11 protein-coding genes are annotated in these 13372 nt (G+C 61.7%); all 11 read right to left on the bottom strand.

Annotated features, from left to right (window positions below):
• Nucleotides 1-28: 28 nt before the first annotated feature.
• The 11 genes from M8Q45_RS06200 to M8Q45_RS06150 all read right to left on the bottom strand — a co-directional run bounded on the left by M8Q45_RS06200 (nt 29) and on the right by M8Q45_RS06150 (nt 13268).
• Entirely contained in the window at nt 29-1000 is a 972-nt protein-coding gene (locus tag M8Q45_RS06200) for a FecR family protein (protein WP_249873965.1), read from the bottom strand.
• Nucleotides 1001-1038: 38 nt separating this feature from the next.
• Complete coding sequence (locus M8Q45_RS06195) at nt 1039-1536, bottom strand: sigma-70 family RNA polymerase sigma factor (RefSeq protein ID WP_249873964.1); 498 nt, start codon at nt 1534-1536, stop codon at nt 1039-1041.
• Nucleotides 1537-1725: 189 nt separating this feature from the next.
• Nucleotides 1726-2901: a baeRF3 domain-containing protein gene (locus M8Q45_RS06190; RefSeq protein ID WP_249873963.1), complete on the bottom strand. Its 1176-nt coding sequence runs from the start codon at nt 2899-2901 to the stop codon at nt 1726-1728.
• Between the two features lie 10 nt (nt 2902-2911).
• Nucleotides 2912-3334 carry an HPF/RaiA family ribosome-associated protein gene (locus tag M8Q45_RS06185; RefSeq protein WP_249873962.1) on the bottom strand — a complete coding sequence of 141 codons (423 nt, stop codon included), beginning with the start codon at nt 3332-3334 and terminating at the stop codon, nt 2912-2914.
• 223 nt (nt 3335-3557) lie between these two features.
• Complete coding sequence (locus M8Q45_RS06180; RefSeq protein WP_249873961.1) at nt 3558-3998, bottom strand: carboxymuconolactone decarboxylase family protein; 441 nt, start codon at nt 3996-3998, stop codon at nt 3558-3560.
• A 386-nt stretch (nt 3999-4384) separates the two neighbouring features.
• A complete protein-coding gene (locus tag M8Q45_RS06175) occupies nt 4385-5827 on the bottom strand; it encodes a mechanosensitive ion channel family protein (RefSeq protein WP_249873960.1) in 1443 nt (480 codons plus the stop codon).
• Nucleotides 5828-6017: 190 nt separating this feature from the next.
• Nucleotides 6018-6884, bottom strand: a complete 867-nt coding sequence (locus M8Q45_RS06170; protein ID WP_249873959.1) for a pirin family protein — start codon at nt 6882-6884, stop codon at nt 6018-6020.
• 129 nt (nt 6885-7013) lie between these two features.
• The gene (locus M8Q45_RS06165) at nt 7014-7628 is read right to left on the bottom strand and encodes a response regulator transcription factor (protein WP_249873958.1); all 615 of its coding nucleotides are present in this window, start codon (nt 7626-7628) and stop codon (nt 7014-7016) included.
• A 114-nt stretch (nt 7629-7742) separates the two neighbouring features.
• Nucleotides 7743-8177 carry an ANTAR domain-containing protein gene (locus M8Q45_RS06160; protein WP_249873957.1) on the bottom strand — a complete coding sequence of 145 codons (435 nt, stop codon included), beginning with the start codon at nt 8175-8177 and terminating at the stop codon, nt 7743-7745.
• A gap of 140 nt (nt 8178-8317) precedes the next feature.
• Complete coding sequence (locus M8Q45_RS06155; protein WP_249873956.1) at nt 8318-11599, bottom strand: transporter substrate-binding domain-containing protein; 3282 nt, start codon at nt 11597-11599, stop codon at nt 8318-8320.
• 334 nt (nt 11600-11933) lie between these two features.
• A complete protein-coding gene (locus M8Q45_RS06150) occupies nt 11934-13268 on the bottom strand; it encodes a lysine N(6)-hydroxylase/L-ornithine N(5)-oxygenase family protein (protein WP_217861593.1) in 1335 nt (444 codons plus the stop codon).
• Between the last annotated feature and the right edge of the window lie 104 nt (nt 13269-13372).

The raw sequence follows: 13372 nt of genomic DNA, 5'->3' as shown, positions 1-13372 counted from the left end.
AGACGAAGAACTCGAAAAAAACCTGAATCTATTTCGAAATTATTTCCTGGCTGCCGTCATCCAGCGTGCGCACGGCCACTGGCAGGATGTTCGGCAAGGCCTTGAGCAGTGCCTCGGGATTGTCCGAACGAAACACGCTGGTCAGGCGCAGGTTGCCCACCGATGCGCTGGCGACCCGCAGGGGCTTGGCGCGATAACGGGACACTTCCTCGGCCACTTCACTCAAGGGCGCATTGTTGAACACCAGTTTGCCGTTGCGCCATGCCGTGACTTCACCGGCATTGATCGCATAGGGTGACGCGACCTTGCCCTGGGCATCGATCCGGGTACCGAGGCCGGCCGTGAGGTGGACGGGCCTGTCGCGACCCAGGACCCGGACGCTGCCCTGCTCCACCGCCACCCGGGAACCGTCGACATCACGGCGCACATCGAAGCGCGTACCGGTGACCGTCACCTGGCCGTTGCCCGCGTCCACGGTGAACGGGCGCCCCGTATCATGCTCGACGCTGAACAGCGCCTCGCCCTCGACCAGTTCCACCCGGCGTTGGTGATGGGCGAACTGGACACGCACGCGGCTACGGCTGTTGAGGTCGATTGCCGAACCATCCGGCAAGGCAACATGCCGACGCTCACCCAGCGCGGTGGCAAATTCGCCGCTGTAATCGCCCGCAGCGTCCAGGCCACTGAACAGCCCCAACCCGACCGCCACCGCCAGCAGCCCCGCGGCCACGGCAAAACGCAGCAGCGGTCGGCGCTTCGCACGTTCGGCGGGCTGCTCGCACAACGCTTGCAGACGCTCCTTGGGCAGCAGATCCGTTGCGCTCCAGATGCCTTGGAGCAGTTGAATCTCATCGCGATGGTTGGGGTGTTCGCCCAACCAGGCATCGAAACGCTGGCGCTCCTCGATGCCCATGACCGGGTTTTGCAAACGCATGAACCATTGCGCCGCCTCGTCGCGAACCCTGCTCTGCCCGCACGGGCATTCACGGCTATCCATCATGGAAGGGTCCTGTGGCTCAGGTGGAAGAGGACGGCGGGTCATTGAGCAGGCCCGTCCAGGCGATCCCGCAGATGGCGCAGGGTGCGGATCATATACTTTTCCACCATGTTTTTTGACAGCCCCAGGCGCTCGGCGATTTCCGCCTGGGTCAGGCCTTCGATCTTCTGCCAGACGAACACCGTGCGGCAGTTGGCCGGCAGTTCGGCCAGTGCCCGCTCGATGGAGTCCGCCAGTTGGATCGCGTGCATGTAGTGCTCCGGGTCGCTCGCAAGCGATGGGGTATCGAACGCCACTTCCTCCAGGGCGCCCCGTCGATCTTCACGCCGATAGCCGTCCACCGCAATGTTGCGCGCCGTCTGGTGCAGGTAGGCCCGTGGCTGCTCCACTTGCGCCGAATCGGATTCGAGCACCCGCACGAAGGTATCGTGGGCCAGGTCCTCGGCCTGCTGGCGATTGCGCAGGCGACGGGTCCAGGTGCCAATCAACTCTTCGTAATGCTCGAAAAAGCCGGGTCTGCGGGGCAGCTTGGGGATCATCGCGGCGCGCTGTGGGAACGGGGCGTGAATAGTAATGCTTCCTATTAATAGGAAGCAAACGCCGCCCGACCGGCTGGCATCAAAATAAAAGTGTGGGAGCCAGCCTGCTCGCGAAAGCGGTGTGTCGGTCAATCATTTTATTGACGGTCGGTCCGCCTTCGCGAGCGGGCTCGCTCCCACAGGGGCAGGTCAGAATCGGCACACCGCCGCCGCCCCCGTGCCGGTCGGCATGACATGCTCGGGCGGCACTACTACGACTTCGCCGCCTTGGCGGGTCACGGCCAGGATCAGCTCATCAAGCACATCGGGTACCTGCTCATCGCCCGTCTCGTCGATCAGCAGCCGGCCTTTGTCCAGGTCGAGCTGCCCAGGAACCTGGCGCTCCGCCTCCACCAGCAACAGCGCGACGCGGCCTTCCCAGGCGGCCTTGGCGATCTCCGCCAGTTTGTCCAGCGAGCGCCCCTGCCCCACCGCGACGCCATAGCGATTCAAGCTGTCGACAACGCGGTCAGCGTGGCTGTGGGCCATGAGTTTCGAGCAGTGGACACGCAACTCCTCCACACTGAATCGCGAAGGATCACCCTCGATGCCCTGCGCCAGTACGTTCGGGTTGTGACTGACGGCACGGAACACCGCCTGGTTCTCCGGCAGGGCCACCAGGATCATCGGCAGGCCCGACGGTTGCGAATGGTATTGCAGGATGGCTTTGTCCACGGCGCGGAAGAACCGTTCGCGGTCCAGGTTGATTTCGTCCTGCTTACCGCCGCCGGCGGCCTCATGCATCATCGCATCGCCGCGTTCGCCGCTGCGGCTGAAACCATTGGGAAAGCCCTGCTGGTCACCCGGCGTCAGCTCGTCACCGAGCGCCTCGTTCTGGTTGCGCGGCACTTGTTCGGCCAGCTCGATTTTCTCCAACTGCTCCGAGGAACCTTCGTAGAGCCAGACTTCGTTACGGGTCAGGCACAGCGCTTGATAACGCTCGGTGGATTGGACCAGGCGCAACAACGGCTTGAGGTAAGGATGGCTGTTGGCGAAGGCACATGGCGGCACGCGCTGGCTCAACGAGATGACTTTGAAATAGTCACGGGCGCCAAACACTGCGATGCCGTCGCGGTTGGAATTCCAGAAGCCCTGGTCCTCCACCAGCGCCAGGAATGGCTCGAGCAAGGGCGCGCAGTCCGTGTCCGGGTGTTGCTGTTCCAGCTGGGTCTGCAGGTCGCGCACCAGGTTCTTGTAGCGGATCGGGTCCTGGCTGCGCTCGGGGAATGTGCGGTGGGTGGGCATGTACAGCGAAAGGCTCGGCTGTTCCTCGAACGCCAGGAGCTCGGCCAGCACTTGCCGGCTGAAGGGTTGATGAGCGGTCATGATCGCCTCCTTATTCTTTGCCACGAGCCTCTTGGTTTTCGAGGAAGTCTTCCTCCAGCATCGCGTCCACCCTTTCGGGCGGCGCTTCATCGGTGGGTGCGGTCACACGCCCCATCGACTCGACGGCGGGGTTGAGTTTGCCGATCTGGTGATCGAGCGCATGCAGCATTTTCTCGGCGGCGCCCTCCACGGCCAGTTCGAGGCTCTCGGCCTTGTGGCTGACCGACATCGGCGAAAGACCTTGCACGCGCGCCTCGATCTGGCAGCGCTTGTCGGCGGCGCCGCCCTTCTGGGCGTTTTCATCGCTGACGTGGATCTCGACGCGGGCCAGTTGCTCCTCGAAACGCTGTAATGCGTCCACCACCGTACTGCCGACCCACTCCTGCAGACGGGCACTGCCTTCGATATGGTTGCTGTTGACTTGAACTTGCATGATCGACTCCTTTGCAAAAGACGGCTGGCGCCGCCTGTTGTAGGTAGAAGAAGATCAAACGGGCGAAGTTCCCGGCGCGGGATGACTGGAGCCTGAGCGGCTGATGATGACTGCTGTGGGAGCGAGCTTGCTCGCGATAGCGGTCGGTCAGTCGATTTCACCATTGACTGACATACCGCAATCGCGAGCAAGCTCGCTCCCACAGGATACGACCTGAGCGGGATCAAGCCTCGGGCATTTTCCGGAAGCCCACCGCCAAGCGATTCCAGCCGTTGATGGCGTTGATCGCCACGGTCAGGTCGACCATTTCCTTGGGCGTGAAGTGTTCGCTCAGCAGTTCGTAGTCGGCGTCAGGCGCGTGGGTCTCGCTCAGGCGCGTCAGGGCTTCGGTCCAGGCCAGCGCGGCGCGCTCACGACCGGTAAAGAACGGTGTCTCGCGCCAAGCGGTCACGGCATACAGGCGCCGCTCGGTCTCGCCGTCCTTGCGCGCATCGGCGGTGTGCATGTCGATGCAGAACGCGCAGCCATTGATTTGCGAAGAGCGCAGCTTGACCAGTTCGATCAAGGACTTTTCCAGGCCCAGTTTAGAGACCGCGTTCTCCAAGCCCAGCATGGCCTTGTAGGCATCAGGGGAAGCGGCATAGAAATCGATACGCGGTTGCATGGTGAACTCCTGAACAATGGGGTGTAGCGCTACGTTAGCCCTGCACTGGCGCAGGACAAATAGCCAATTGTTGGGAAGTTCGGGTGGCCAATGGGAACCAAGGCCTCCCCTGAAAATGACGCAAGCGCTTGTGGCGAGAGAGCGTGCTCCCGCTGGGCTCTGTAGGCGCTGCCGAGCGAAGCGAGGCTGCGATCTTTCCGAGGCCACTTGAATCTCAAGCGAAAGATTAAAAGATTAAAAGATTAAAAGATTAAAAGATTAAAAGATCAAAAGATCAAAAGATCAAAAGATCAAAAGATCAAAAGATCGCAGGCTTCGCCAGCGCCTACAGGCCCAGCGGGAGCACGCTCCCTCGCCACAAGGGCGCGGCGTGCTTTCGAAGGGTGTCAGGCCCGGCTGCGCAACCATTGCAAGAAGCGCTTCTTGGCGATCGGCTTGGGCAGTTCGCGGGTCAGGTTCTGGGCCAGGTGGATGCGCACGTCCAACAGGTTTTTCATGGCGTCGCCGATGTCGCGACGGGCCTCGAGGCAAGGTTTGAGGTAGCTGTTCTCGATGCGATAAAGCGTGCAGAAAGTCTTGGCGTTGAAATTCGCCAACGCCGCTTGTTCGGCGACGATCCCGGCTTCACCGATTACTTCGCCTGGCCCCATGCGCCCGCCCTCGATGGGCTGGCCGTTACGCAGGAGGCTCACGCTGACGACGCCGGACTCGATGATGAACAGATGATCGCTGACCTCCCCGGCGGCCAGGATCACGTCGCCGGCGCGAAACGTCTGCAGGGTCATGTTCTGGCTGAAAGTGTCTTTCTCGTCCGGGCGCAGCGTGGAAAAAATGCTCGAGCTTTCCAACAATGCGCGGGGCCGCGACACCGCCAGGGCCGCAGTGCTTTCGCTGGTGGACAGCAGGCTCACGCCCGATGCATGCAGATGCCGGAAAGCCAGGTCGAACAGTTGATTGCGCACCTCGCGTTTCTGCCCCATCGAGGCCACGAATCCGCTGATTTCATATTCCGCCCCGGCGCTGCTGGCGCTCTTGAGCGTGACGCAGGGCGCCGGGCTCGCAAGCAACGCGCGACAGCCGATCATTGCCCGTTCCAGCGCTTCGATCACCTTTTGCGGTCGCGCATGTGGGCTGACCTGAACGCTGATGGACAAGCCATGCATGTCGCTGGGTCGGCTGAAGTTGACGATCTTGGCTTTCGCCGCCAGCGAGTTGGGAATGACCGCCATGCTGCCCTGGGAGGTCTGCAATCGCGTGGCGCGCCAGTCGATGTCGGTGACCCGGCCTTCGGTGCCGTCGATGGAAATCCAGTCATCGACCTGGTAGGGCTTGGTGGTGTTGAGCACGATCCCGGAAAACACGTCGCTGAGGGTGCTCTGCAAGGCCAGGCCGACGATGATCGCCATCGCGCCGGAAGTCGCCAGCACGCCCTTGACCGGCAGGTCGAGCACATAGGCCAGCGCGGCGATGACCGCGACCAGGAAGATCAGCGCGCCCAGCAGGTCCTGCAACAGCCGCCCCGTATGGCCGACCCGTTGCATCATGACCGCGCCGATCATCACCGTCAGGGTCCGCGCGGCGAACAACCACCAGGCAATCTGCAAACCGGTCGCCGCCAGGTGCCGTGGCACGTCATCGACCCACTGTGCGGTCTGCATGGGGTTGAGGCCTTCGTTGAACAGCAGCATGCTGAACAACATGAAAATCACCAGCCGTGCACCGATCTTCCAGTACATCCGTTCGGCACTGACGAACCGCCACGCCAGCAAATCGAGCACAAGCAATGCCAAGGCACTGAGCAGCGGGTGGTCGGTGATCAGGGAGAACATCGGGGACAGCTCCAGAAGGGTCGTTGGCGTGAAGATTGGCACAGAATCAACACGCTGTAGAGATCACCGCAAGACGCCTTGTGGGAGCGAGCCTGCTCGCGAAAGCGGCGGGACAGTCAACTCATCATTGAATGTCCTACTGCATTCGCGAGCAGGCTCGCTCCCACGATGGATTCGTGTTGCTGCTTAACTAGCCTTCCATCCGCCCAAAGCGTCCGGAATGAAAATCCTCGAAGGCCTGGTGAATCTCCTGCTCGCTGTTCATCACGAACGGACCATGGCCGACAATCGGCTCGTCGATGGGCTCGCCGCTGAGCAGCAGCACCACGGCGTCGTTATCGGCTTGCAGATTCACCTGGTCGCCGGCCCGATCGAACAAGGCCAGTTGTCCCGCCTCGACCCGCTCGCGACCATTGACCTGGACCGCACCTCGCAGCACCACCAGCGCCGTGTTATGGCCCTCTTGCAAATCGAGGGTCAGGTCCTTCCCGGCATTCAAGCGAATATCCCAGACCTCGATGGGCGTGAAGGTCTTCGCCGGGCCCCGATGCCCCTCGAAACGCCCGGCGATCAGTCGCAGGCTGCCAGCGTTATCCTTCAACGCAATGTTGGGAATGTCACTTTTGAGCAGGGTCTGGTAGCCGGCCGGGGCCATTTTGTCCTTGGCCGGCAGGTTGACCCACAACTGGACCATTTCCATGAACCCGCCCTGTCGAGCGAAGGCCTCGGAATGGAATTCCTCGTGGATGATCCCGGAGGCGGCGGTCATCCATTGCACATCACCAGGGCCGATCTTGCCGCCGCTGCCGGTGGAATCACGGTGTTCAAGCTCGCCCTGATAGACGATGGTCACGGTCTCGAAACCGCGATGGGGATGCTGGCCGACGCCACGTCGCTCTGAAGTTGGGGAAAATTCGCTGGGCGCCGCGTGGTCCAGCAGCAGGAACGGACTGATGTGCTTGCCCAGGTTGTCGTAGGAAAACAACGTGCGGACCGGAAAGCCGTCGCCGACCCAGTGGGCCCGCGGGCTGGTATAGAGGCCGATGATATTTTTCAAGCCGTGTCTCCAAATCTGGTGTTGCGATTCGATGGACACAGCTTAAAACCCGTACCGTTGATGCACCAGACTGCAAAAACCGGCCATAGCGTTCTATTGGCAGAACAGCCAACAGGCTCGCTTTACCGTTTAAAGATGATTGCGCTTGGCAAATTCCGACAGCCCCACCAGGGAGCTGAGCCCGAGTTTCTCCAACAGGCGAGTCTTGTAGGTACTGACCGTTTTCGGACTGATGAACAATGCATCGGCGATGTCCTTGCCACGCATGCCCATCGACAGCATCCGCAGGATGGACAGCTCACGGGTGGAGAGGCTTTCCAGGGCCTGCTGTTCGCCACGCTGCTGAAAATCCAGCCTGACGGACAGCTGTGGGAAATAGGAGTAACCGGATTTCAACGCATGAATCGCCTTGATCAACTCCTTCAGGTCGCTTCTCTTGGTGACAAACCCCCTGGCCCCGGCCGCAATACAACGGTTGCAGAAATGCTGGGCATCCTGGGAAGTGAACACCAGCACTGCGCACCTGGGAAATTCCGTCAGGATCCAAACCAGCAGGTCCAGGCCATCAAAACCATTCATCACCAGGTCCAGGATCACCAGGTCGGCTCGCGCCTCCTTGATCTGCGCCTTGGCCTCAACCACGCCGCTGACATCACTGATATGGGTAAATCCTTCGTTCTGGCACACGAGCCGCAAAGCGCCACGTATGACAGGGTGATCATCCACGATCATTACATGCTTCAAGACAGCTCCCCGGATGAATGCAAACCACGCCCGATGCTCAAACTCCAGCGGACTGTTACATAAGCGACAGGCCGCGCCACCTGTCAGACCTGACAGTGCCGACCAACGGTGCGATCAGCTTCCCAAGCCCTGCCTGCAGGCATGAGGCCAAGGCTGGGCCGACTCGTTGGCCTCGGGGTCAATGAGGGTCATCAGGCGTTCCAGCACGGCCGAATCGGGCAACGCGGCAGTGCTCACCTGCAAGCAGGGCGGATGCGCGACGGGCACCGATTCCAAGAGTGCCTGTTGGGCGTTATAGATCATTGAATGACGAACCTGCAGGTTGCCGCGCAGGAATCCGGTCAGATCCAGTGAACCGTTTGCGAGGTCGGCATTCACCAGGATCAGGTCGAAAGGCTTGCTGCCGTATTCCACCAACGTCAGGAGTTCCGCCAGGCTACCCACCGGCGCGATGCAGAAATAGCCGTGATGGTTGAGCAGCCGTTCAAGCTTCATCCGATGATAATGCTCCGTGTCGGCAATCATGATTCGTAGTGCTTTGTTCGGCATGGCTGGCATTCCAATGGCAACGCGACAGGTGTAAACCGGGTCGGAAACGTTAAGTCGCGACAGGCTAGAGGAAGGTTTATTAGGACGCTGTAGGATAATTCCCAAATAAATCACGGAAAAATCCGCACCCGACTTGCGGCTCAGGGCGCCTTGGTCTGGCGGTGATCGGGCGAATCCTCAAGAGCTTCGCCGGCCGGCCCGGGGGGAGCGGACTCTCCAGCCATATAAAAGTGCAGCCGTTCCGTGAGGTGCTCCATCGCCTGGCACACCATTTCCACCGATTCGGTGAGCGCCGCGTTGATACCCTCGCGGCAAGCGCTTTCCAGCGCTTCGCACGCCACGACCAGCGGCTCTGCCTGGACAATCCGTGCGCCGCCCTTGATCCGATGCGCCAGGTCGGTCAATCCCGACACGTCATGGCGCGCGGATAAATCCAGCAATCGCGCCCTGTCCATGGCGTTGCTGGCGACCAGTTCCATCAACAATTTGTGAATCGACAGCCTGTCGCCACCGGTCAACTGCTCCAGGGTGGTCAAATCGAAGTCGCCCGTGGATGCCGGCGCGTCGCGCTGGGGCGTGATCAATACCAGGCGCGCATTCAATTGCTGCAGGCTGATGGGTTTGAACAGGCAGTCATCCATGCCCGCCTCGATGCAGCGAGCCTTTTCCTCGGGCTGGGCATTGGCCGTGAACCCCAGGATTACCGTTGGCGACAAGGCCCTGGCCCGCTCTTCTTCGCGAATGGCGCGGGCCATTTCATAACCGCTCATCAACGGCATGTTGCAGTCGGTGATGACCACGTCGAACTGGCCGTCGCACCAGGCACGCAGCCCTTGGACGCCGTCTTCGGCCTGCTGCACCGGGTGCCCCAGGTACGTCATTTGCTGGCACAGCAGCAAACGATTGGCTGGATGATCATCAACGACCAAGATCTTCAGCACCTGGCCCGGCGACGTCTGAACCTCGACTGCGGGCACGCGGGGCAACGCCTCCAGCAACGGCACCGCCAGCCGGATCTCGACCTGCGTGCCCTGCCCCGGCACGCTGCTCAACACCAGGGTGCCGCCCATCATTTCACACAGGGTGCGGCTGATCACCAACCCCAGCCCGGAGCCACCGCGAGTGCCCTGGGCGTGGTCGCCGACCTGGGTGAACGGGCTGAACAGGCGTTGCTGGTCTTGCGCCGAAATGCCGGGGCCGGTGTCTTCGATCAACACGCGAATGGCCAGGTGCTTGTCATCCTCCGCCGGCCCAGCGCCCAGGCTCAGGCGCACCTGGCCTTGTTCGGTGAACTTGATGGCGTTGCTCAGTACGTTGGAAAGGATCTGCTTGAAGCGCAGCGGGTCGATCAAGACGTCATGGTCGCTGGCTGCATCCAGGTCCAGACCCAAGCGCAGCTGTTTTTGCCGAGCCAGGCCATCGAACATTCGCGCCACGGCCTCGACCAGTTCCCGCGGGTTGGCCCGCGCCGGCACCAGGGAAAGCTTGCCGGATTCGATGCGAGCGATGTCGAGGATGTCACCGATCAGGTCCAGCAAGCCACGGGCGGCAGCGGAAGCCACTTCGAGGGCCGACTTGTCCATGACGCCCTGGTCGGCTTTTTTCAGGGCCAGTTCCAGCATGCCGATCACGGCGTTCATTGGCGTGCGGATTTCATGGCTCATCGTCGCGAGGAACGTGGTCTTGGCCCGATTGGCGTCGTCGGCGCTGGCCTTGGCCTCGCGAACCTGCTCCAACAGCCGCCGCAGGTAGATGGCCCAGCCCAATGCCAGCAGCAAGAGCAGCGCAGCGATGGCGAACCCTTGGACAATGGCGGTGCGATTACGCAGCCAGTAGCTGTCGTCGATCACCACTTCGCTGCGCCAGCGGTTGGTGAGCTCGTCCATTTCCTCTGGGGAAATGCTCAGCAGCGCCTTGTCCAGGATCGAGTAGAGCTCGGTTGCGTTGCGGCTCGTCGCCAGGGCAACGCGGGCGGGCACCGTGCCCACGGTGCTGGTGACTTGCAATGTGTCGCGGTACTGGCGCGAGATCATGTAGCGGGCACTGATCAGCGAGTTGATCGCGCCATCCGCCCTGCCCGCGGCGACCATGGCCATGGCATCGGCCATGTTTTGCGCCGGCACCCGTTGCACCCCGGGGAACTGCTCCGACAGGTACTCACGCAACACGTTGCCACGCACCAGCGCCAGCCGCTTGCCGGCCATCCGGTCCACGGTCAGGGCGGTCGTGGCTTTGGCCGGCACCACCAACACGAAAGGGCTTGTCAGGTACGGGCGGGTGAAGCGCAGTTCACTTTCAAGCTCGGCGCTGGGGATCGCGGTTGCCAGGACATCGGCCTTGCCAGTGGCAATCCGGGCGATCAGGTCGTCCACCGAGTCGCCACGCTGGATGTCGAATTTCAGCCCGGTGCGCAAGCTGATCCTGGCCAGCACATCGGCACCGATGCCGCGCAATTGGCCTTGCTCATCGAAGAAGGTCAACGGCAGGAAATCTGCGCTGACGGCCACGTTGATACGCGGATGAGCATCGAGCCAGCGCTGTTCATTGACACTGAAATGCAGCGTTTGCTGGCCCGGCACGCTCGCCCCACCGGCACTCCAACGCCGCAGGATGCCCATGCGTTCGCCGACGGGAATGGCCTGCAGCGCGGCATTGACGATGCGCAACAGGCGCCCGTTCTCGCGGCTGACCGCAAAGGCGAACGGCTGCACTTCCATGCGGGAGAAATCCGTCAGTTGTACGTTGTTCAGATAATTCTTGCTGATCAGGTAATGGGCGCTGATCGAATCCCCCAGGTAAACGTCGGCCTGGCCGAACGCCACGGCGCCGATGGCGCTCAAGGTCGAGGGGAACAGCTGCAAGGAGGCGTCCGGATAAAACGCTTCGACCGTCTCCGGTGGCAGGTAGTGATAGAGCATGGCCAGCCGTTTGCCCGCCAGGTCCGCCGGCAGCTCTTCGCTGTCGTCGACACGGGTCACCAGCGTCGGCACGTCATCGGCATACGCCCGGGACATTGCCAAAGCCGGGTCGCTGGCCTCGAAACCGTTGGCGGTGCCGAGCAGATCGATTTCCCCGCTACGCAGGGCCTGGAGTGATGCATCCCGCGACGCGTACCGCCGCACCTGTACCTCGATGTGCAACAGCTGCCCCAGCAACTGCCCATAGTCAGCCGTCAGGCCTTCATAATCGTTGCCATTGCCGGTGATGCTGAACGGCGGGTAATCCGGTGCCGAGGCCCCCAGCAGCAACGTGCCCTTGCGCCGCAGCCAGGTCCGGTCAGCCTCGTCCAGGGTCACCGAATAGTCGCTCACGGCAGAACGCCCGAGCACATGCAGCGACTCGGGTGCCGCGCCCACCTGCGGCGCCACACTTGATAGACCCAGCCATATCGCCGCCAGGCCTGTGCGCAGGAACAGCATCATTCGATCAGGTTTCGCTTGGCGAAATCGGCCCGGACGCTACATCAGCGACCGGCTGATCGGTTCGAACTGCCAATGCAAGGGAACAGTGAACCGTCTACGTACCCCCCGGATAACCAGGAGGAATGTGAGGTGAGTGTAGGAAGTTTCTGAGGAATTTCCTGACGGACTTGCGATTGTCCTGTAGGAGCTGGCGAAGCCTGCGATCTTTGGTCTTGATCTTGATCTTGATCTTGATCTTTCGCTTGAGATGTAAATGTCAGGGGAAAGATCGCAGCCTCGTTGCACTCGGCAGCTCCTACAGGCAGCTCCTACAGGCAACTCCTACAGGCAGCTTCTACACCGCGGCCAATCGCAAATCGCGCTCCGGACGAGCCTGTCCGCGATTGTTTCCATGCTCATAGAGAGAGCCGGCGATCTCATCGGCGCGCACCGGCAGGATCGACAGCAAGGTGTCGCTCAGCCCGTGGCTGGCCTGGCAGAAACCCTGCATATAGATCGCGGCCTTGCAGCGCTCGTCGGTGATCAATTTGTAGTTGCGATCCACCTCGAAATCCCCGAGGTATTGCGCCAGCGGCTCCAGCAAGGTGCGGTGCATCTGGCGTTCGTAGCCGGTGGCGAGCACCACCGCGTCGTAACGGCGCACCGACAATTCGCCAGTGGCGTTGTTGCGCACCGCCAGCTCGACGCCGTCCTTCGTCGCCGTGGCCTTCTCCACCGTGGTCAGCGTGCGGAACCCATGACGGGCGATGCCCGAGACTTTCTGGCGATAGAAAATCCCGTAGATGCGCTCGATCAGGTCGATGTCCACCACCGAATAATTGGTGTTGTGGTACTCGTTGACCAGGCGCTCGCGTTCGCTGTGAGGCTGCTGGAACACCAGGTCGGTGAATTCCGGCGAGAACACTTCGTTGACGAACGGGCTGTCATCCGCCGGCTTGAGGGCCGAGCCGCGCAGGATCATGTCGACCTGCACCGACGGGAAGCTGTCGTTGAGGTCGATGAACGCTTCCGCCGCGCTCTGCCCGCCGCCGATGATCGCAACGTTCATTGGCTGGCCGCTCGTGCACGGTTGGCTTGCCATGCGCTCCAGGTATTGCGAGTGATGGAACACCCGGGCGTCATCCTTGAACGTCTTGAACGCCTCAGGAATACGCGGCGTGCCACCGGCACTGACCACCACCGAGCGGCTGATGCGCACGCACTCTTCCCCTTCGCGGGTGCGGGAAATCACCCGCAAGGCTTCGACCTGCTGGTGATGCAGCACCGGCTCGATACGCAGCACTTCCTCGCCGTAGCGGCTCTGCCCGGCAAATTGCGCCGCCACCCAGCGCAGGTAGTCGTTGTACTCCATGCGGCACGGGTAGAACGTCCCGAGGTTGATGAAATCCACCAGGCGGCCATGGTGCTTGAGGTAATTGACGAACGAGTAAGGGCTGGTGGGGTTGCGCAGGGTCACCAGGTCCTTGAGGAAGGAAATCTGCAGCTCGCTCTGGGTCACCAGGGTGTTGCCGTGCCAGCGATAGTCAGCCTGTTTGTCGAGGAACAGCACGTCCAGTTCGCCCTGCACCGGGCCACGCTCCTGCAGCGCGATGGCCAGCGCCAGGTTCGAGGGGCCGAAGCCGATGCCGATCAAGTCGTGAACGTGGGGCGCTGCAATTGCCTGAGTCATGTCCAGTGTCCTCTGGAAAAGCCCCTCAACAGGGCACGAAAGCCGGTGACCTGTTCGGCGCGCATCGTGCCGCCAGATCGTCTGTTCAGAGGAACGAGGAGGAT

The organism is Pseudomonas sp. T1.Ur, from assembly GCF_023516725.1.
In the GTDB taxonomy this organism is placed as follows: Bacteria; Pseudomonadota; Gammaproteobacteria; order Pseudomonadales; family Pseudomonadaceae; genus Aquipseudomonas; species Aquipseudomonas alvandae.
The sequence above is the reverse complement of the archived record's forward strand: the minus strand, read 5'-3'. Positions and strand labels throughout refer to the sequence as shown.

Coding starts and splice junctions, on each gene's coding strand:
- M8Q45_RS06200 (WP_249873965.1), bottom strand. CDS start 1,000: ATGATGGATAGCCGTGAATGCCCGTGCGGGCAGAGCAGGGTTCGCGAC.
- M8Q45_RS06195 (WP_249873964.1), bottom strand. CDS start 1,536: ATGATCCCCAAGCTGCCCCGCAGACCCGGCTTTTTCGAGCATTACGAA.
- M8Q45_RS06190 (WP_249873963.1), bottom strand. CDS start 2,901: ATGACCGCTCATCAACCCTTCAGCCGGCAAGTGCTGGCCGAGCTCCTG.
- M8Q45_RS06185 (WP_249873962.1), bottom strand. CDS start 3,334: ATGCAAGTTCAAGTCAACAGCAACCATATCGAAGGCAGTGCCCGTCTG.
- M8Q45_RS06180 (WP_249873961.1), bottom strand. CDS start 3,998: ATGCAACCGCGTATCGATTTCTATGCCGCTTCCCCTGATGCCTACAAG.
- M8Q45_RS06175 (WP_249873960.1), bottom strand. CDS start 5,827: ATGTTCTCCCTGATCACCGACCACCCGCTGCTCAGTGCCTTGGCATTG.
- M8Q45_RS06160 (WP_249873957.1), bottom strand. CDS start 8,177: ATGCCGAACAAAGCACTACGAATCATGATTGCCGACACGGAGCATTAT.
- M8Q45_RS06155 (WP_249873956.1), bottom strand. CDS start 11,599: ATGATGCTGTTCCTGCGCACAGGCCTGGCGGCGATATGGCTGGGTCTA.
- M8Q45_RS06150 (WP_217861593.1), bottom strand. CDS start 13,268: ATGACTCAGGCAATTGCAGCGCCCCACGTTCACGACTTGATCGGCATC.